This window comes from Pseudomonas sp. MRSN 12121 (assembly GCF_000931465.1).
Lineage (GTDB): Bacteria > Pseudomonadota > Gammaproteobacteria > Pseudomonadales > Pseudomonadaceae > Aquipseudomonas.
This window is the reverse complement of sequence record NZ_CP010892.1, coordinates 797,588-818,378: the sequence shown is the minus strand read 5'-3', so window position 1 is coordinate 818,378 and position 20,791 is coordinate 797,588. Positions and strand designations below refer to the sequence as shown.

Genomic DNA, 20,791 nt, shown 5'->3' with positions numbered 1-20,791 from the left:
CTCGGCACTCACCCCAGGTCGAGCATCAACCCGCTCAGGCGCTTGACCTTGCGCCGCACGGCCTCCTCGAACACCCCGGCCCGCGGTTCGATCAGGCTGAACCAGTCCTTGGCCCGGGTGATGCCGGTATAGATCAGCTCCTTGGTCAGCACCGGGTTCAGCACCTCGGGCAGGATCAACGCGGTGTGGGCAAACTCCGAGCCCTGGGATTTGTGCACGGTCATGGCGTACACGGTTTCCACGTCGTTGAGCCGGCTTGGCAGCACGAAACGCACCCCGCCCTGGCCATCGTTGCGCGGGAAGGCCACGCGCAGGACCAGGCGCCCGTCCTGCCCCCCTTCGTGTTCCGGCAGCTTGAGCGCGATGCCGATGTCGCCGTTCATCAACCCCAGGCCGTAATCGTTGCGCGTCATCAGCACCGGGCGACCTTCGTACCACTGCTGGTCGCTTTCGATCAGGCGCGCCTTGAACAAGGCGGCGGTGATCCGCTGGTTCAGCCCCTCGACACCCCAGGGCCCCTTGCGCACCGCACAGAGCAACTGGAACTGGTCAAACGCCGACAGCACATCGCGGGCCCATTCCGTCCAGCGGGGATCTTCCAGCGCCGTGCCGGCAGGCGGGCGCTGGCTGCGCAAAAGGCTCAGGTAATGCCGGTAGCCCTGCGGCCCGTCGCCATGGCCTTCCAGCAGCAAGCGTTCCAGGGTTCGATCCTGCTCGCCCTTGAGGCTCAAGCCATACAGGTCGGCATGGCTGCGGGCGGCCAGCAGGCGGCGGGCCTCCTCGGCTTGTTGCTGATTGACCCAGCGCGCCAGCTGGCCGATGCCGCTGCCCTCGCCGAAACGCCGGGAGTGGCGCAGCATCACCACCTGCTGGGCCAATGGGTGGCTGCCTGTCACGTCCTCCTGCAAGCCGCTGTCCGCCAGCCGCTCGCCACTGACCGCCTCGAGCCATTGACGGGTCTGCGGGGTGTACCACCCCGCCTCCGCATCCCGGCACAGGTCGCCAAGCACCGCGCCGGCCTCCACCGAGGCCAGTTGGTCCTTGTCCCCCAGCAAGACCAGGCGCGCATGCATCGGCAGGGCATCGAGCAGGTTGGCCATCATCTCCAGGTCGATCATCGAGGCTTCGTCCACCACCAGCACATCCAGCGGCAGGCGGTTGCCGGCATGATGGCGGAAGTGCCGGGTGCCGGGACGATTGCCCAACAGCCGGTGCACCGTGGTCACGTCACTGGGGATCTTCTCGCGCACGCCGTCGGCGACCGACAGCGAACGCACTTGCAGGCTGATGGACTCGGTCAGCCGCGCCGCCGCCTTGCCGGTAGGCGCCGCGAGGCGGATACGCAATGGCTTGCCGGCCTCGACCGCCGGGGCCTGAAGCAGGGCCAGCAGACGCACCACCGTGGTGGTCTTGCCGGTGCCCGGACCGCCGGTGATGATGCTGAACGCACCGCGGGTAGCCAGGGCGCAGGCCAGCTTCTGCCAATCGACCGGTCCCGCCCCCTTGGCTGTTCCGAACAGGCCAGCCAGGCGCTCGGCCAGGTCCGTGGGAGTGTCCTCGCGCACCGCCAGGCGCTGGCGCAAGGCATGGTCGATGCGCCGTTCGTAGCTCCAGTAACGGCGCAGGTAAAGGCGTTTGCCCGACAGCACCAAAGGCCGCTGGCGAGCCTGCTCGCCCGGATCGGCCGCCAGCGCAACCAGGTCGCTGGCCGCCAGGGTCTTGCACCAGTGCGCACCGTCCAGCGTCGCCAGCACTTGTGACGGCAACACCGTGGCGGTGCCTGGCTGATCCCCTTCCGGCGGCAGGGACAGGGCGAAATCCGGCTCCTTGAGCGTCTCGAACAGGTCCAGGCAGACATGCCCGTGGCCCAGTTGATGGCTGGTCAGCGCCGCGGCCATCAACACCAGCGGATCGCCTTGCGGCTCCAGTTCATGGAGAAAAGACACAAAAGCCTTGTCCAGCGCACGCAGCCAGCCACGCTCGACCCAACGGTCGAGCAACACCAGCAGGTCGTCGGCTCGCACCAGGGGGGCCAGGTCGTGCTGGGGGTCCAGCGGAGTCAGCAGATCCTCGTTCACAGCAATACTCCCTGTTCCCAGGCCGGCTCGGCGCGAGGCTGCTCGGGCTTGCCCTGGAACAAGCGGTCCAGGCGCTCGATCAGCTCACGGGGCGGCCGGGTGAAAAACACCCCGCGACTGGCCGATCCCGTGCCCCGCAGGAACAGATACAGGGCGCCCCCCACGTGGCGGTCGTAATCGTAATCCGCCAGGCGCGCCCGCAGCTGACGGTGCAAGGCCAGCAGGTACAGCACGTATTGCAGGTCGTAGCGGTTATCGAGAATCGATTGTTCCATGGCCTGCTCGGTATAGGCGGCGTCGTCCACGCCCAGCCAGTTGGATTTGTAATCGGCCACGTAATAGCGCCCGGCGTGCTCGAAGGTCAGGTCGATGAACCCCTTGAACATACCGTTGAGCAGCACCGGCTCGGCCGTCACCCGGGGCGTGCCCTGGTGCGTGTACTGGCGCACCAGCTCGTCGAGCTTGAGCACATCGACCTTGTGGCTGGCGAACCAGAACTCCATCTCCACCCGGTAGCGGGCCAACTCGGCAAGCACCACGGGCGGCTGCCCCGCTCCGGCAGGCAGGGGCAGTCGCAACAGGTGCCCTAACCAGTCGCTCAGGGTACGAATCCAGCCTTGCCAGCCTCGGCGGTTGCAGCGGCGAGCGATGGCGTCCTCGATGGCCGCGGGGTCGGCGCCGAAGCCTTCGTCACCGGCCCATTCCAGCAGGCCGTGGAGGAAGGTGCCCGGATTCGGCCCGCGGGGAAAACGATGGATATCCGCACCGCTGGCCATCACCTCGCGGGGCGCATCGGGATCGAGACGCTCGTCGTCAAAGAGCTTTTGCGCCTGGGGGCTCTCCGGCGCCTCGGTGTTGCCGGCACCCAGGGTGTCGCTGATGCGCAAGGCACTGTAGGAGGCGATCCACCAGTTTTCCGCGGCCCGCCGCTTGGGCTCCAGCGGAGCCAGCAGGGTGGCGTCGTTGCGTGGCGGATGGAAGCGCATGCCGGAAGGGTTCGGCAACTCGCTGACACTCACGGCCGCGCAGTCTTGTTGCAGGTCTTGCAGCCAGCGGAGCAAGCCCGCGGACTCGCTCAACCGCGCGCCGCCGCCGAGCAGGTAACCCAGGGCCGACAGGTGCAGCACCGAGCTGCTGTGGTTGCCGCGCTTGAGATCCGCGACACCCAGCCAGCACGCATGCTGGGCACGGGTCAGGGCCACATAGAGCAGACGCAGGTCTTCGGCCAGGCGCTCGTCGTCGGCCTGGGCGATCAGCTCCGGGGTTGGCCGCAGCGTCATCTGCGCCTTGCCCGACTCATCGTGGTAATGCAGCGGCAGGCGGCTGCCGTCCACCGGTTTGGCCGAACAGATGAAGGGCAGGAATACCAGCGGGTACTCCAGGCCCTTGGACTTGTGGATGGTCACCACCTTGACCAGTTGTTCGTCGCTTTCCAGACGCAGGATCTGTTCTTCGCTCGCCTGGGCGGAAGAGGCCAGATGCTCGGCCAGATGACGGATCAGCGCCTGCTCGCCGTCCAGTTCGCCGGCCGCTTGCTGCAGCAGTTCGCACAGGTGCAGCAAGTTGGTCAGGACCCGTTCGCCATCGCTGCGGGCGATCAACGCCTGGGGCAGCTGGAAGTCATGCAACAAGCGTCGCAGCATCGGCAGCACGCCCTGGGTCCGCCAGATCAGGCGATACCCGCGAAACTGCATGACCCGTCCCTCCCAGGCCAGTTCGTCCTGGTTCAGGCGCTCCAGCTCGACCAGCGGCAGGCCCAAGGTAATGGAGGCCAGGGCCGCGCGCAGCGGGCGTTCGACGTCCGGCTCGGCGCAGGCCTTGAGCCAGGCCAGCAGGTCATGGGCTTCCTGGGCGGCGAATACCGAGTCCTTGTCCGACAGGTACACGCTGCGAACTCCACGCGCGGCCAGTTCGCCACGCACCGCCTGGGCCTCCTTGCCGTCGCGCACCAGAATCGCGATATCCGCCGGCAACACCCCTTTGAAAGGCTGGCCGTCGCGCATGAATCCGACACGCCCCTGCTGCCCGCCATTGAGCAAGGCGACGATCTCGCTGGCGCAGGTCGCGGCCAATTGCTGGCGGTACAGCGCTCCGGAAATGGGTTGTTCGGCGGGCAAGTGCCAGATGTTCAATGCCGGCACGCCCTGCCCGTCGGCCTGCAACTGCTCCTTGCGCCCCTGCGAGGCCACCGACAGGAACGGCACGGGGTTCTCTCCGCCGGGCTCCCGGAACAGGAACGCGCCACGACCTTGCTCGCGGCACTCGGCCCGTTCGAACACATGGTTCACCGCCTTGACCATGGCATGGCTGGAGCGGAAGTTGGTGCCCAGGGTATGCAGCCGGCCACTGGTGGCCTGGCGCGCGCGCAGGTAGGTATAGATATCGGCGCCACGGAAGGCATAGATCGCCTGCTTGGGGTCGCCGATCAGGAACAGGCCGGTTTCGGGGCTGTTGTCCTCGATGCGGTAGATGCTCTCGAAGATCCGGTACTGCACCGGGTCGGTATCCTGGAATTCATCGATCAGAGCCACCGGGAACTGCTCGCGAATCAGCGTCGCCAGGCGCTCGCCGCCTTCGGCCTGCAAGGCGGCATCGAGGCGCAGCAGCATGTCGTCGAAGCCCATCTCGGCGCGTCGGCGCTTCTCCTCCTCGAAGCGCGCACCGACCCAGCGCGCAGCATGTTGCAACACTGCGGCATCCGGACTGGGCAAGGCATCGAGTGCGGCTTTCAGGCTCGACATCGCCTCCAGCGCAGGATGACTCGGTGCCTCGCCCTTCCAGGCCTCGGCCATGCCATCGGGCGTCAGGCGGCTGAAGCCGGTGCCGATATCCAGCTGCTCGATGCTGTCGTCCGCGGCCCAGGCCTCGATCTTCTCGAACCAGGGTTCAAAGTAGCGGGCCTGCATCTTGCGGCCATCGACCGCCTTGCTCGCGACGCCCTGCAGGCAGATCTCCCGCAGCTCTGCCGCCCATTGCCGCCAGGGTGCCTTGAGTTGCACCAGCGCCGAGCGGCGCTCCTGCAGGCAGGCCTCGATCAGTTGTGCCGGCGTGCGCTCCTCGCGCGCCTCAGGTTCACTGCCGAACAGCGCGCGCACCCTGGGCAACAAGGCTGCGGGGCCGCCCCAGTTGGCCCGTACCCAGTTCAAGGCATCGCCCTGCATCGGGTAGCAAAACAGCCGCCAGTAGTCACGCAGCACTTCGCCCAGCAAGTCGCTGTGATCGGTTTCCAGGGTCTGGGTAAACAGGCTGCCGCTGTCGAAGGCGTGCTCGCGCAGCATGCGCTGGCACCAACTGTGGATAGTCGAGACCGCAGCCTCGTCCATCCATTGCGCGGCGATATCCAGGCGGCTGGCGCAACCCGGCCATTGCTCGACCGCGAATTGCTCGCGCAGCTCGGCAATCAAGGTATCGGGGGCGGCGGTTTCGTCCCGGAAGAAGCGTGCGGCTTCAGCCAGGCGGGTACGGATCCGTTCGCGCAGCTCCTTGGTGGCCGCATCGGTGAAAGTCACCACCAGGATCTGTGGCGGCAGCAACTCACGCCCGAACCCGGCCTCCTCGCCGCCATGCCCCAACACCAGCCGCAGGTACAGCGCCGAGATGGTGAAGGTCTTGCCCGTACCGGCGCTGGCTTCGATCAACTGGCTGCCGCGCAGCGGAAATGCCAGGGCCAGAGGTGCCTGTCGGCTCATGCGTGCGCCTCCCCATTCGCTGTGGAGCGCCAAGGCGCCTGCAACAGAGGGCGATACAACGCCTCGGCCCAGCCGCTGAAGGTTTCATCGGCGACCAGGGCGTTGTAGTCCGGGTACTGACGCGCCAGGGCCGGGCTTTCCCGACGCTCGCCATCGGTGGTCTGGCCATCCCCTTCATAACCCTTGCGGGCCGCCGCTTCAGCCTTGCCCGGGTCGGCCTGACCGAGCCAGGCAAAGGCGGTCTTTACCGCAACCGGCAACGGCTGGCACATGCCTGCCTGCCAGGCGAGCAACAGATCGCTCAGGGTCTGCTGCGCAGCGTCTCGCTCCAGGGGGGGCAGCAACAGAGTGTCATCGCTGGCCACCAGCGCGGTGGTCAGGCTATAGCCGCTGGCACAGGCCAGCAGATGATTGACCCAGGGCCGGACCAGGCGGTGCCACTTGCGGGTCTTGGGCGAGCCGATGCTGTTGGGGATAGTCGTCACCGACAACAACCCGCCATCGCCCCGCTGGTGAAGACCACTCAGCCAGCCCTCGACCCTCACGCCCTGGAGCTCAAGGACAATCGGCGAGGCGCTGACCACCGGGGTCGGCCAGAGCTCCAGCAACTGCCGATAGCGCAGCAGCAGATCCGGCAGGGGCTCGATCAATTCTCTTTGCAGGCTCTCGCCAAAGCCGGCCATGGGCAGCAGGCCACTGGCTTGTAACCGTTGCGCCTGGGCCTGCAAAGCCGGCTGCGGATCATCGCCGCTGGCCAACGCGGCCTCCAGCAGGCTGTCGCTCAAGCTGTAGCGTTGCAGTGCGTCGAGCACGAAAGGCTCCTCGTCGGCCAAAGGCGCGTCGACCGACTCGAAGAACACCTTCAGGCGCTGGCTGAAGAAATGCCGTACCGGGTTGCGCAGGAAATCCTGCAATTGCCCCAGGCTCAAAGGTTCCTCCTGGACATAAGGCGCGAGCGGCTCGAGCGCTTGAGGAGCAGGCCGGGCCTGGTGCAACAGTTGCCATTCGCGGGCATAGCTGAACAGCCCGGCGCCTTCATGGAAGTAACGCGAACTGAAAGGCTGTAAAGGGTGCTCCTGGGTCAGGGCATGAAGCAGGTCTTGCTGAGCGTTTGCCAGCTTCCAGCCGCTGGCCAGGTGATCGCGCAACTGGCCGATCAGCACGGAGGCCGGGCGCTCGCTGTTGTCACGGATGCTGCGGCCGACCCAACTGACGTACAGCTGGTCGCGAGCCGAGAGCAGCGCCTCCAGCAACAGGTAACGATCGTCTTCGCGCCGCGAACGGTCACCGGGCCGGTAGTCGCTGCCCATCAGGTCGAAATCCAGTGGCGGTTGCGCCCGCGGATAATCGCCATCGTTCATCCCCAGCAGGCATACCAGCCTGAAAGGAATTGCGCGCATCGGCATCAACGTACAGAAGTTCACCGCTCCGGCCAGGAAACGTTGGGATAAGCGCCCCTGGTCCAACCCGGCCAGCCAGGCCTCGCGGACCACGGTCAGCGGCAACTCGTCATGCAAGCCGACCGACTCGCAGGTTTCCAGCCAGGTCTCGCGCAAGTCTTCGAGCTGGCTCAGCAGATAGTCGTCATGTTCGGTGCTGGCCAGGAAAAACTGCTGGATCAGCGCCTGCAGGCGCTCGCCCCACTGCGGTGGCGAAGCCGGCAAGGCAAGGCTCTGATAAGCCGTTTCCAACGCATCGAGCAGCGCGACCAGCGGCCCGATCAACGCCGCATCCAGGCCACCTATTTCGTCGTAAGGCTCGATTCCCTCACAAGCCTCGGAGCGGCCCACGGCATAGCCCAGCAACATGCGGCGCAGGCCAAAACGCCAGCTGTTTTGCTCCAGCGCCTGCGGCAAGCCGAGATTGGCCCTTTGCTCCGCGTTCATGCCCCAACGAATGCCGGCACCCTCGATCCAACGGTGCAGGGTGGGCAGATCGGCTTCATCCACGCCAAAGCGGGCACGCAGTGCCGGTACATCCAGCAGGTCAAGGATCTCGCTGACGGGGAAGCGGCTGTCCGGCAATTTGAGCAGGTGTTCCACGGCAATCAGCAGGGGGTCGCGACCACGCTGGCCCTGGTCCGTCAGGGTGAATGGAATGAAACGCCGATCGTCCCGCTCCAACTGGCCGAATACTGCGCGAATATGCGGCGCGTAGCTGTCGATGTCGGGCACCATGACGATCACATCCCGGGGACGTAATGTGGCGTCCTCACTGAAGCGCGCGAGTAACTGATCGTGAAGAATCTCCACTTCGCGCTGGGCGCTGTGGGCGATATGAAAACGAATCGATTTATCTTGCTGCAGATCGACTGCCGGCCATAGCTGGCGGGTCTCCTCCAGCGGGCGCAGTTCGAGAATGTCGTCTTGCAGTTGGTTCAGCAAAGTCTGTGGCTGGTTCTCGCTGAACAGGTCGATACGCCCATCGCGAAAAGCCGAGCGGTAGCTGTTGGGATCGTCGTAGCTGTCGAGCAGGTTGATGTAGTCACGGCCCTGTTTACCCCAGGCGGCGAGCAGCGGATGGGCATGCTGATGCAGGCTCTGCGGATCGAGCACCACAGGCATCTCGGCCTTGCGTGCCTGGCGTTTGTATTGGTGACGCAGCAGGTCCTTGTCGGCGACGATATCCGCCCAGTGGTGACGACAAGGGTTATGCACACACAGCAGGACCTGGCTGAAACGAGCCAAGCCGGCCAAGGCTTCGAGGGCCTGTGCCGGCAAAGAGGAAATGCCGAAAACGATGACCCGCGAAGGCAGCCCCTGGGGCGCCGTTTCCAGGCTGAGAATGCGTTCGATGAAACGTTGATGAACACCGGCGCGACTTTGCGCCATGCCCTCCTCACCCACATCCAGCAATAGGGCCCGCCATAGCTCGGCCTGCCAGCAATTGGCGGGAGCCAGGGCCTTGGCCTCACCCCGGGCACTGCGCAATTGATGCCGCCCTGCCGCCCAGTCCTCCAGCCAGTCGGCACGATAGACTTGATACTGGTCGAACAGATCCGCCAGGCGCTCGGCCAGTTGATAGCGTTTGCGCAGATCCGTGTCCCGGGTGAGGAAGCGTTGCAACGGCTCGAAGTGCGGCTGGTCGATCAACTCAGGCAAAAGCCGCATCAGACGCCAGGTCAACGGAGCTTTATCCAGCAGGGACTTGGGCGGAATCTCATCGCGCCCCAGCACCATGCGATAGAGCTGCCACATGAAACTGCCGGGAAGCTGTACATCGATAGCGGCAGCGATACCACAACCGCCCATGTCGTCCTCTTCAGGATCTTCAGCCAAAGCCAGCTTCAGCCACTGGGCGATGCCATTGCTCTGTACCAGGGCGATCTCATTCTCCAGGGGCGCCAGGGGATAACGCCGCATCCAACTGACCACCAGGCTGCGCAACTCATCCAGGCGGTTGCCATGAACCACCATAAAACCAGCGCTGAGGGACGTGGCGTCCGACATAAAGGCTTCCTTGGAAAATGCAAAAGCTAGGGCCGAACCTTAGCACTGTCGCGCACGGCTGGCAGCTGAGAGGACCAATGCGAGTGTTGCGAGGAATGAGGCATTTTTTGTCGCACAAAAAACAAAACCCCAACTGCTTTCGCAATTGGGGTTTCGGAATTTAATCTTGACGATGACCTACTCTCACATGGGGAAACCCCACACTACCATCGGCGATGCATCGTTTCACTTCTGAGTTCGGGATGGGATCAGGTGGTTCCAATGCTCTATGGTCGTCAAGAAATTCGGTAGCCGATTCGTTACAGGAGTAACGCCTCAGCGAATGGGTATGTAATAGCGGGTGCTTTGTGAGCAATACGAACTTTCGGTTCTTGCGTCTTCACACACCGCAATCTGGTCTCTTTCGAGTTCGCAGATTGCTTGGGTGTTATATGGTCAAGCCTCACGGGCAATTAGTATCGGTTAGCTCAACGCCTCACAGCGCTTACACACCCGACCTATCAACGTCGTAGTCTTCGACGGCCCTTTAGGGAACTCAAGGTTCCAGTGAGATCTCATCTTGAGGCAAGTTTCCCGCTTAGATGCTTTCAGCGGTTATCTTTTCCGAACATAGCTACCCGGCAATGCCACTGGCGTGACAACCGGAACACCAGAGGTTCGTCCACTCCGGTCCTCTCGTACTAGGAGCAGCCCCTCTCAAATCTCAAACGTCCACGGCAGATAGGGACCGAACTGTCTCACGACGTTCTAAACCCAGCTCGCGTACCACTTTAAATGGCGAACAGCCATACCCTTGGGACCGGCTTCAGCCCCAGGATGTGATGAGCCGACATCGAGGTGCCAAACACCGCCGTCGATATGAACTCTTGGGCGGTATCAGCCTGTTATCCCCGGAGTACCTTTTATCCGTTGAGCGATGGCCCTTCCATACAGAACCACCGGATCACTAAGACCTACTTTCGTACCTGCTCGACGTGTCTGTCTCGCAGTCAAGCGCGCTTTTGCCTTTATACTCTACGACCGATTTCCGACCGGTCTGAGCGCACCTTCGTACTCCTCCGTTACTCTTTAGGAGGAGACCGCCCCAGTCAAACTACCCACCATACACTGTCCTCGATCCGGATAACGGACCTGAGTTAGAACCTCAAAGTTGCCAGGGTGGTATTTCAAGGATGGCTCCATGAGAACTGGCGTCCCCACTTCAAAGCCTCCCACCTATCCTACACAAGCAAATTCAAAGTCCAGTGCAAAGCTATAGTAAAGGTTCACGGGGTCTTTCCGTCTAGCCGCGGATACACTGCATCTTCACAGCGATTTCAATTTCACTGAGTCTCGGGTGGAGACAGCGCCGCCATCGTTACGCCATTCGTGCAGGTCGGAACTTACCCGACAAGGAATTTCGCTACCTTAGGACCGTTATAGTTACGGCCGCCGTTTACCGGGGCTTCGATCAAGAGCTTCGCGTTAGCTAACCCCATCAATTAACCTTCCGGCACCGGGCAGGCGTCACACCCTATACGTCCACTTTCGTGTTTGCAGAGTGCTGTGTTTTTAATAAACAGTCGCAGCGGCCTGGTATCTTCGACCGGCATGGGCTTACGGAGCAAGTCCTTCACCCTCACCGGCGCACCTTCTCCCGAAGTTACGGTGCCATTTTGCCTAGTTCCTTCACCCGAGTTCTCTCAAGCGCCTTGGTATTCTCTACCCAACCACCTGTGTCGGTTTGGGGTACGGTTCCTGGTTATCTGAAGCTTAGAAGCTTTTCTTGGAAGCATGGCATCAACCACTTCGTCACCTAAAAGGTAACTCGTCATCAGCTCTCGGCCTTGAAACCCCGGATTTACCTAAGATTTCAGCCTACCACCTTAAACTTGGACAACCAACGCCAAGCTGGCCTAGCCTTCTCCGTCCCTCCATCGCAATAACCAGAAGTACAGGAATATTAACCTGTTTTCCATCGACTACGCTTTTCAGCCTCGCCTTAGGGACCGACTAACCCTGCGTCGATTAACGTTGCGCAGGAAACCTTGGTCTTTCGGCGTGGGTGTTTTTCACACCCATTGTCGTTACTCATGTCAGCATTCGCACTTCTGATACCTCCAGCAAGCTTCTCAACTCACCTTCACAGGCTTACAGAACGCTCCTCTACCGCATCACTTACGTGATACCCGTAGCTTCGGTGTATGGTTTGAGCCCCGTTACATCTTCCGCGCAGGCCGACTCGACTAGTGAGCTATTACGCTTTCTTTAAAGGGTGGCTGCTTCTAAGCCAACCTCCTAGCTGTCTAAGCCTTCCCACATCGTTTCCCACTTAACCATAACTTTGGGACCTTAGCTGACGGTCTGGGTTGTTTCCCTTTTCACGACGGACGTTAGCACCCGCCGTGTGTCTCCCATGCTCGGCACTTGTAGGTATTCGGAGTTTGCATCGGTTTGGTAAGTCGGGATGACCCCCTAGCCGAAACAGTGCTCTACCCCCTACAGTGATACATGAGGCGCTACCTAAATAGCTTTCGAGGAGAACCAGCTATCTCCGAGCTTGATTAGCCTTTCACTCCGATCCACAGGTCATCCGCTAACTTTTCAACGGTAGTCGGTTCGGTCCTCCAGTCAGTGTTACCTAACCTTCAACCTGCCCATGGATAGATCGCCCGGTTTCGGGTCTATACCCAGCGACTAAACGCCCTATTAAGACTCGCTTTCGCTACGCCTCCCCTATTCGGTTAAGCTCGCCACTGAATATAAGTCGCTGACCCATTATACAAAAGGTACGCAGTCACAGAACAAAGTCTGCTCCCACTGCTTGTACGCATACGGTTTCAGGATCTATTTCACTCCCCTCTCCGGGGTTCTTTTCGCCTTTCCCTCACGGTACTAGTTCACTATCGGTCAGTCAGTAGTATTTAGCCTTGGAGGATGGTCCCCCCATATTCAGACAAAGTTTCTCGTGCTCCGTCCTACTCGATTTCATGACTAAGAGACTTTCGCGTACAGGGCTATCACCCACTATGGCCGCACTTTCCAGAGCGTTCCGCTAATCTCAAAGCCACTTAAGGGCTAGTCCCCGTTCGCTCGCCACTACTAAGGGAATCTCGGTTGATTTCTTTTCCTCAGGGTACTTAGATGTTTCAGTTCCCCTGGTTCGCCTCTTGCACCTATGTATTCAGTACAAGATAACCAGCTTATGCTGGCTGGGTTCCCCCATTCAGAGATCTCCGGATCAAAGTCTGTTTGCCGACTCCCCGAAGCTTATCGCAGGCTACCACGTCTTTCATCGCCTCTGACTGCCAAGGCATCCACCGTATGCGCTTCTTCACTTGACCATATAACCCCAAGCAATCTGGTTATACTGTGAAGACGACATTCGCCGAAAATTCGCAATGCTCTTAAGAGCCACTCACAAATTTTACCTTAGCCTGATCCACTACCAGTGAAAGTAGTGTTCAGTCTATCTTTCTATCACATACCCAAATTTTTAAAGAACGATTCTGATAAAGATCAGAAATCAACATTCATCGCCACTTGGGCGGAATGCTCATTTCTAAGCTTTAAACGATGGACACCAATCTGTAATGGTGGAGCCAAGCGGGATCGAACCGCTGACCTCCTGCGTGCAAGGCAGGCGCTCTCCCAGCTGAGCTATGGCCCCGTATCGCTACAGGGTGCACCAGTAATTGGTGGGTCTGGGCAGATTCGAACTGCCGACCTCACCCTTATCAGGGGTGCGCTCTAACCAACTGAGCTACAGACCCAATCGTCTTCTTCAATGAATCAAGCAATTCGTGTGGGAGCTTATGAAGCAGCTGATGTCGTCGATTAAGGAGGTGATCCAGCCGCAGGTTCCCCTACGGCTACCTTGTTACGACTTCACCCCAGTCATGAATCACACCGTGGTAACCGTCCCCCCGAAGGTTAGACTAGCTACTTCTGGTGCAACCCACTCCCATGGTGTGACGGGCGGTGTGTACAAGGCCCGGGAACGTATTCACCGCGACATTCTGATTCGCGATTACTAGCGATTCCGACTTCACGCAGTCGAGTTGCAGACTGCGATCCGGACTACGATCGGTTTTGTGGGATTAGCTCCACCTCGCGGCTTGGCAACCCTCTGTACCGACCATTGTAGCACGTGTGTAGCCCAGGCCGTAAGGGCCATGATGACTTGACGTCATCCCCACCTTCCTCCGGTTTGTCACCGGCAGTCTCCTTAGAGTGCCCACCATAACGTGCTGGTAACTAAGGACAAGGGTTGCGCTCGTTACGGGACTTAACCCAACATCTCACGACACGAGCTGACGACAGCCATGCAGCACCTGTCTCAATGTTCCCGAAGGCACCAATCCATCTCTGGAAAGTTCATTGGATGTCAAGGCCTGGTAAGGTTCTTCGCGTTGCTTCGAATTAAACCACATGCTCCACCGCTTGTGCGGGCCCCCGTCAATTCATTTGAGTTTTAACCTTGCGGCCGTACTCCCCAGGCGGTCAACTTAATGCGTTAGCTGCGCCACTAAGAGCTCAAGGCTCCCAACGGCTAGTTGACATCGTTTACGGCGTGGACTACCAGGGTATCTAATCCTGTTTGCTCCCCACGCTTTCGCACCTCAGTGTCAGTATCAGTCCAGGTGGTCGCCTTCGCCACTGGTGTTCCTTCCTATATCTACGCATTTCACCGCTACACAGGAAATTCCACCACCCTCTACCATACTCTAGCTCGCCAGTTTTGGATGCAGTTCCCAGGTTGAGCCCGGGGATTTCACATCCAACTTAACGAACCACCTACGCGCGCTTTACGCCCAGTAATTCCGATTAACGCTTGCACCCTCTGTATTACCGCGGCTGCTGGCACAGAGTTAGCCGGTGCTTATTCTGTCGGTAACGTCAAAATACTCACGTATTAGGTAAGTACCCTTCCTCCCAACTTAAAGTGCTTTACAATCCGAAGACCTTCTTCACACACGCGGCATGGCTGGATCAGGCTTTCGCCCATTGTCCAATATTCCCCACTGCTGCCTCCCGTAGGAGTCTGGACCGTGTCTCAGTTCCAGTGTGACTGATCATCCTCTCAGACCAGTTACGGATCGTCGCCTTGGTGAGCCTTTACCTCACCAACTAGCTAATCCGACCTAGGCTCATCTGATAGCGCAAGGCCCGAAGGTCCCCTGCTTTCTCCCGTAGGACGTATGCGGTATTAGCGTCCGTTTCCGGACGTTATCCCCCACTACCAGGCAGATTCCTAGGCATTACTCACCCGTCCGCCGCTCTCAAGAGGTGCAAGCACCTCTCTACCGCTCGACTTGCATGTGTTAGGCCTGCCGCCAGCGTTCAATCTGAGCCATGATCAAACTCTTCAGTTCAAACATCTTTGGGTTTTGAGAAAACCCTAAACTTGGCTCAGCAATCGTTGGTTACATCTTTGATTTCTCGCGGAGTAACTTGTGATGCTGATAATCTTTTTGACTATCAGTCTGACTCCACAAGCACCCACACGAATTGCTTGATTCAGTTGTTAAAGAGCGGTTGGTTAAGTCTTTCGTCTCAACCGAGGCGCGCATTCTACAGCAGCCTCTGTATCTGTCAAGCGGTTATTTTAAGAAGTTTTCAAAGTTTCCTTTGCAACTTCAACCACTTGCGCTTCCGATCTCTCGTCAGCGGGAGGCGAATTCTACAGCGTTACACACTGCTGTCAACACCTCTTTTTCTCCGCTTTCGACCGAGACGATCGAATCGTCAACAAGGCGAAAACTTACTGCCTTATCAACTCCTTCGGGCTTCGATGAACTGAAGCTTAACCGCTGCCGAAAATCGCTTAACTCGTTGAATCTCAAGGAGTTTTCCATTTCGACTGCGCCGGAATTGGGGCGAATTATAGAGAGATAAAATCCGCCGTCAACACTTATTTTCATAAACCTGTCACATCGATCAAAAACACCTTAAAAGCAAAGGCCGCCCCAAGGGGCGGCCTTTGCTCTCTTCCACTTGCTTACAAGCTAGGGAAGGCAAACTGCGAGGCTTCGTGGCTGGCACGCTGCGGCCAACGCTGGGTAATCGCCTTGCGGCGGGTATAGAACCGCACGCCATCCGGACCATAGGCATGCAGGTCACCAAACAGCGAACGCTTCCAGCCACCGAAGCTGTGGTAGGCCACTGGAACCGGCAGCGGTACGTTGACCCCGACCATGCCCACTTCGATCTCGTCACAGAACAGACGCGCCGCCTCACCGTCGCGGGTGAAGATGCAGGTGCCGTTGCCGTACTCATGATCGTTGATCAGTTGCATCGCCTCTTCCAGGCTGTTCACCCGTACGACACACAGCACTGGCCCGAAGATCTCTTCTTTATAGATGCGCATTTGCGGGGTGACGTTGTCGAACAGGCAGCCACCCAGGAAGAAGCCATCTTCATGACCCGGCACACTCAGGCCGCGGCCATCGACCACCAGGGTCGCGCCTGCCGCCACACCGTCTTCGACATAACCGCTGACCTTGTCCCGAGCCTGCCCTGTGACCAGCGGCCCCATGTCCAGGCCACAGGAGGTACCGGCGCCGATTTTCAGTGCCTTGATTTGCGGTACCAACTTGGCGACCAGCGCATCGGCCACTTGATCGCCCACGCATACCGCCACCGAGATCGCCATGCAGCGTTCGCCGCAGGAACCGTAGGCTGCGCCCATTAGTGCGCTGACCGCGTTATCCAGGTCGGCATCCGGCATCAGCACGGCATGGTTCTTCGCGCCGCCCAGCGCCTGCACGCGCTTGCCGCGCTTGGTGCCTTCGGCATAGATGTATTCGGCAATCGGCGTCGAGCCGACGAAGCTCAGCGCTTTGACTTCCGGCGCTTCGATCAGCGCATCCACCGCCGCCTTGTCGCCATGCACCACACTCAGCACACCTTTCGGCAGGCCGGCTTCCAGCAACAGCTGGGCGATCAGCAGGGTCGAGCTCGGGTCACGCTCGGACGGCTTGAGGATGAAGCAGTTACCACAGACGATCGCCAGCGGGTACATCCACAGCGGCACCATCGCCGGGAAGTTGAACGGGGTGATACCGGCCACGACGCCCAATGGCTGGAAATCGGACCAGGCATCGATGTTCGGACCGACGTTGCGGCTGTATTCGCCCTTGAGGATTTCCGGCGCGGCACAGGCGAACTCGACGTTCTCGATACCACGCTTGAGCTCGCCGGCGGCGTCTTCCAGGGTCTTGCCGTGTTCTTCGCTGATCAACTGGGCGATGCGCGATTCGTTCTGCTCCAGCAACTGCTTGAAGCGGAACATCACCTGGGCACGCTTGGCTGGCGGCGTGTTGCGCCAGGCCGGGAAAGCCGCCTTGGCGACATCGATGGCGCTCTGGATGGTTTCACGGCTGGCCAGCGGCAGCTTGTGGATTGCCTGGCCGGTAGACGGGTTGAACACATCGACCGCGCGACCGTTCTCGGTCACCAGTTCGCCATTGATCAAATGCGGGATAACACTCATCGGGGGACTCCTGAAGTGGTCCACAGGCGCTCGCGAACGAGCGCCTGCTATATAGAGATGTCACAGGGGAGGAGCCAAGCCGCGACCGCCTTTGCGGACGCCATCGCGAGCAAGCTCGGCTCCTGCAGGTTTGGTTGAACTCAGTCGAGCTTGTTCAGCACTTCGCCAACGGCATCGAACAGGCGATCCAGATCCTGCGGCTTGCTGTTGAAGGTCGGGCCGAACTGCAGGGTGTCGCCGCCGAAGCGCACGTAGAAACCGGCTTTCCACAGGGCCATGCCTGCCTCGAACGGACGCACGATGGCATCGCCGTCACGCGCGGCAATCTGGATGGCACCGGCCAGGCCGTAGTTACGGATGTCGATGACGTTCTTCGTCCCCTTGATGCCGTGCAACGCCTTCTCGAAATGCGGCGCCACGTCAGCGACGCTCTGTACCAGGTTCTCCTTCTGCAACAGATCCAGCGCCGCCAGGCCGGCTGCGCAGGCTACCGGGTGCGCCGAGTAGGTGTAGCCGTGAGGGAATTCCACCGCGTACTCGGGCGTCGGCTGGTTCATGAAGGTCTGGTAGATCTCGGAGCTGGCAATCACCGCCCCCATCGGAATCGCACCGTTGGTGACTTGCTTGGCGATGCACATCAGGTCCGGGGTCACGCCGAAGCTGTCGGCCCCGAACATTTTGCCGGTACGGCCGAAACCGGTGATCACTTCGTCGAACACCAGCAGGATGTTGTGCTGGTCGCAGATTTCCCGCAGGCGGTTGAGGTAACCCTGCGGCGGCACCAGCACGCCAGCGGAGCCGGCCAGAGGCTCGACGAAAACCGCCGCGATATTGGATGCATCGTGCAGTTCGATCAGCTTGAGCAGCTCGTCGGCCAGGGCGATGCCGCCCTGCTCCGGAATACCGCGGGAGAACGCGTTGCTGGCCAGCAGGGTATGCGGCAGGTGGTCGACATCCGACATCGCCTGGCCGAACAGCTTACGGTTGCCGTTGACCCCGCCGAGGCTGGTACCGGCAATGTTCACCCCGTGATAGCCACGGGCCCGGCCGATCATCTTGGTCTTGGTCGGCTGGCCCTTCAGGCGCCAGTAGGCACGCACCATTTTCACCGCGGTATCGGCGCACTCGGAGCCGGAGTCGGTGAAGAACACATGGTTCAGGTTGCCCGGGGTCAGCGCAGTGATTTTCTCCGCCAGCTGGAACGACAGCGGATGGCCGTACTGGAAGCCCGGCGAGTAATCGAGGGTGCTCAGTTGCTTGGCGACCGCTTCCTGGATTTCCTTGCGGGTGTGGCCGGCGCCACAGGTCCACAGGCCGGACAGCGAGTCATAGACCTTGCGCCCCTTGTCATCGACCAGCCAGCTGCCTTCGGCGGCAACGATCAGGCGCGGATCGCGCTGGAAGTTGCGGTTGGCGGTGTAGGGCATCCAGTGAGCGTCGAGCTTGAGCTGGCTGGCCAGGGAAGCTGGAGCGTTTTCAGGCATGTTCATGGGGCAAAACCTCGCAGGGCAATAAGCGGCGCAGGGATCGGAAAGCGTTGTTGCAGCTAAGTTGCCACGGCGATAAAGTCGTTGAAATCCAACTTTTATAACCTTCAGTCAGTGGTTCACTAAACTATGAGCAGCCGCCGAGCCGACCCGCTGGCACAAGTCAGCGACTTCGATATCCGTCTGTTGCGGATCTTTCGCAGCGTGGTCGAATGTGGAGGCTTCTCGGCTGCGGAAACCGTGCTCGGCATTGGCCGCTCGGCCATCAGCCAGCAGATGAGCGACCTTGAACAACGTCTCGGCCTGCGCCTGTGCCAGCGCGGACGCGCCGGTTTTTCCCTGACCGAAGAAGGCCGCGAGGTGTACCAGTCGGCCCTGCAATTGCTGAGCGCCCTGGAAAGCTTTCGTACCGAGGTCAACGGCCTGCACCGACACCTGCGTGGCGAATTGATCATCGGCCTGACCGACAACCTGGTCACCCTGCCCCACATGCGCATCACTCATGCCCTGGCCCAACTGAAGGAGCGTGGGCCGGACGTGCAGATCCAGATCCGCATGATCGCCCCCAATGAAGTCGAACAGGGCGTGCTCGACGGTCGCCTGCATGTCGGCGTGGTGCCCCAGGCCAGCGCCTTGTCCGGGCTGGAATACCAGCCGCTGTATGACGAGCGCTCGCTGTTGTACTGCGCGGTGGGCCATCCGCTGTTTTATGTGGACGACAGGCAACTGGACGATCGGCGGCTCAACGAGCAGGACGCCATCGCGCCGACCTTCCGCCTGCCGGCCGAGATCCAGGCCCATTACCAGGCGCTCAATTGCACGGCCAGCGCGTCGGACCGCGAGGGCATGGCGTTCCTGATCCTCACGGGACGCTACATCGGTTACCTGCCAGACCATTACGCCAGCCTGTGGGTCCAGCAGGGGCGGTTGCGTGCGCTCAAACCCGGCTCGCGCTTCTACGACCTGAGCCTGGCCTCGGTCACCCGCAAGGGGCGCCGCCCTCACCTGGTGCTGGAAAGCTTCCTGGAAAGCCTGGCGGCCACCCGCTGACCGCAGGCGCTTCGAGGTTTTCTGCCCATAAGACTTGTCTGACGCCTGTGGGTGCGCTATCAACGCACCGGTGCACCCACAGAACAGCCCGGAAACGCTTATGACCCTTGAAGTTCCAGCCCACGCCGGCCCTCACACCGCCAAGCCCGCCAGCCGCATTCGCCAGAAGAATGAAGAGGCGATCATCAAGGCCGCCGAAGACGAGTTCGCCCGCCACGGTTTCAAAGGCACCAGCATGAACACCATCGCGCAGAATGCCGGCCTGCCCAAAGCCAACCTGCACTACTACTTCACCAACAAGCTTGGGCTGTATATCGCGGTGTTGAGCAACATCCTCGAGCAGTGGGACAGCACCTTCAACACCCTGACCGCCGACGACGACCCGGCCGAAGCGCTGACCCGCTACATCCGCGCCAAGATGGAGTTCTCGCGGCGCCAGCCCCAGGCGTCGCGGATCTTCGCAATGGAAATCATCAGCGGCGGCGAATGCCTGAGCGAGTACTTCAGCCAGGATTACCGCGCCTGGTTCCAGGGGCGCGCCGCGGTGTTCCAGGCCTGGATCGACGCCGGCAAGATGGACCCGGTGGACCCGGTGCATCTGATCTTCCTGCTGTGGGGCAGCACCCAGCACTATGCCGACTTCGCCACCCAGATCTGCCGTGTCACCGGGCGCAGCAAGCTGACCAAGCAAGATATGGAAGACGCCGGCAACAATCTGATCCGCATCATCCTCAAGGGTTGCGGGCTCAAGCCAGCCTTATAAAGAACAGCGCGCATGCCCTTTACCCTCGCCGGCCTTTGCGAGTACCGCGAAGAGATTCGCAAAAGCCGCTTTATCGCCCTCGCCGCGCCGATCACCAGCGCGGCCGAGGCCCAAGCCTTTATCGAACGGCACAGCGACCTCAACGCGTCCCACAACTGCTGGGCCTGGAAACTTGCCGACCAATACCGCAGCAGCGATGACGGCGAACCCGGCGGCACTGCGGGACGACCGATTCTCGCGGCCATCGAGGCCCAGGAGTGCGATCAGGTCGCGGTACTGGTGATTCGCTGGTACGGCGGCATCCAACTGGGCACCGGCGGCCTGGCCCGCGCCTATGGCGGCAGCGCCAACAAGTGCCTGCAAGGCGCCGAGCGCATCGAGCTGATCAGCCGGGTCGCGCTGCACTGCGCCTGCAGCTTCAGCGAACTGGCCCTGGTCAAGCTGCGGGTCGCCGACCTGGGCGGATTGGTGGTCGAGGAGCATTTCACGGCCAATGGCGTGGAGCTGCAACTGGCGCTCGGTGAAAGCCAGATCGCCACTTTGCAGGGCCAACTGGCCGACCTGAGCCGCGGGCGCATCCTCTTGCAGCGCTGAGCGCCCCCATACGCACCCACGCGGCACAATCGTCCTGTGCACAACGGCCCGGTGGATAACCGACTTGCCCACACCCGCTGTGCACCCGACTGTGGATAACCTGAGCACACTCCTCTGTAACCCTTTTGCAACGTGGCTTTGCGGCGGTTGCTCACTTTTCGCCCAATCGCTCGCAAAAAACATATTTTTCAAGCTAAAACAGTAAGT

8 protein-coding genes, 2 tRNA genes and 3 rRNA genes are annotated in these 20,791 nt (G+C 60.7%); 3 read left to right on the top strand and 10 right to left on the bottom strand.

The genetic code is table 11. From position 1 onward, the window contains the following. Positions 1-8: 8 nt before the first annotated feature. From recD to TO66_RS03510, 10 genes are all read right to left on the bottom strand, one after another. Positions 9-2,078 carry an exodeoxyribonuclease V subunit alpha gene (recD, locus tag TO66_RS03555; protein WP_044461030.1) on the bottom strand — a complete coding sequence of 690 codons (2,070 nt, stop codon included), beginning with the start codon at positions 2,076-2,078 and terminating at the stop codon, positions 9-11. Next, positions 2,075-5,767 carry an exodeoxyribonuclease V subunit beta gene (gene recB / locus TO66_RS03550; RefSeq protein ID WP_044461029.1) on the bottom strand — a complete coding sequence of 1,231 codons (3,693 nt, stop codon included), beginning with the start codon at positions 5,765-5,767 and terminating at the stop codon, positions 2,075-2,077. Before recB ends, recD begins: the two co-directional genes overlap by 4 nt. Then, positions 5,764-9,216 carry an exodeoxyribonuclease V subunit gamma gene (recC, locus tag TO66_RS03545; protein WP_044461028.1) on the bottom strand — a complete coding sequence of 1,151 codons (3,453 nt, stop codon included), beginning with the start codon at positions 9,214-9,216 and terminating at the stop codon, positions 5,764-5,766. Before recC ends, recB begins: the two co-directional genes overlap by 4 nt. A gap of 164 nt (positions 9,217-9,380) precedes the next feature. Next, positions 9,381-9,496: ribosomal RNA gene (gene rrf, locus TO66_RS03540) — 5S ribosomal RNA — on the bottom strand. 151 nt (positions 9,497-9,647) lie between these two features. Next, positions 9,648-12,539, bottom strand: a 23S ribosomal RNA gene (locus TO66_RS03535). A gap of 250 nt (positions 12,540-12,789) precedes the next feature. Then, a tRNA-Ala gene (locus TO66_RS03530) sits at positions 12,790-12,865 on the bottom strand. A 26-nt stretch (positions 12,866-12,891) separates the two neighbouring features. Then, a tRNA-Ile gene (locus tag TO66_RS03525) sits at positions 12,892-12,968 on the bottom strand. 65 nt (positions 12,969-13,033) lie between these two features. Then, positions 13,034-14,570 (bottom strand): 16S ribosomal RNA (locus tag TO66_RS03520). Together the 16S, 23S and 5S rRNA genes with 2 tRNA genes alongside form the textbook arrangement of a ribosomal RNA operon. 626 nt (positions 14,571-15,196) lie before the next feature. Next, a complete protein-coding gene (locus tag TO66_RS03515; RefSeq protein WP_044461027.1) occupies positions 15,197-16,690 on the bottom strand; it encodes a CoA-acylating methylmalonate-semialdehyde dehydrogenase in 1,494 nt (497 codons plus the stop codon). 140 nt (positions 16,691-16,830) lie between these two features. After that, the gene (locus TO66_RS03510) at positions 16,831-18,180 is read right to left on the bottom strand and encodes an aspartate aminotransferase family protein (RefSeq protein ID WP_044461026.1); all 1,350 of its coding nucleotides are present in this window, start codon (positions 18,178-18,180) and stop codon (positions 16,831-16,833) included. A gap of 126 nt (positions 18,181-18,306) precedes the next feature. Between TO66_RS03510 and TO66_RS03505 the strand changes: the two genes are divergently transcribed. The 3 genes from TO66_RS03505 (at position 18,307) to TO66_RS03495 (ending at position 20,584) form a co-directional block, all read left to right on the top strand. After that, positions 18,307-19,227 carry a LysR family transcriptional regulator gene (locus TO66_RS03505; protein ID WP_044461025.1) on the top strand — a complete coding sequence of 307 codons (921 nt, stop codon included), beginning with the start codon at positions 18,307-18,309 and terminating at the stop codon, positions 19,225-19,227. Positions 19,228-19,327: 100 nt separating this feature from the next. Continuing rightward, positions 19,328-19,990 carry a TetR/AcrR family transcriptional regulator gene (locus TO66_RS03500; RefSeq protein ID WP_044461024.1) on the top strand — a complete coding sequence of 221 codons (663 nt, stop codon included), beginning with the start codon at positions 19,328-19,330 and terminating at the stop codon, positions 19,988-19,990. A gap of 12 nt (positions 19,991-20,002) precedes the next feature. Next, positions 20,003-20,584 carry a YigZ family protein gene (locus TO66_RS03495; protein WP_044461023.1) on the top strand — a complete coding sequence of 194 codons (582 nt, stop codon included), beginning with the start codon at positions 20,003-20,005 and terminating at the stop codon, positions 20,582-20,584. Positions 20,585-20,791: the final 207 nt, after the last annotated feature.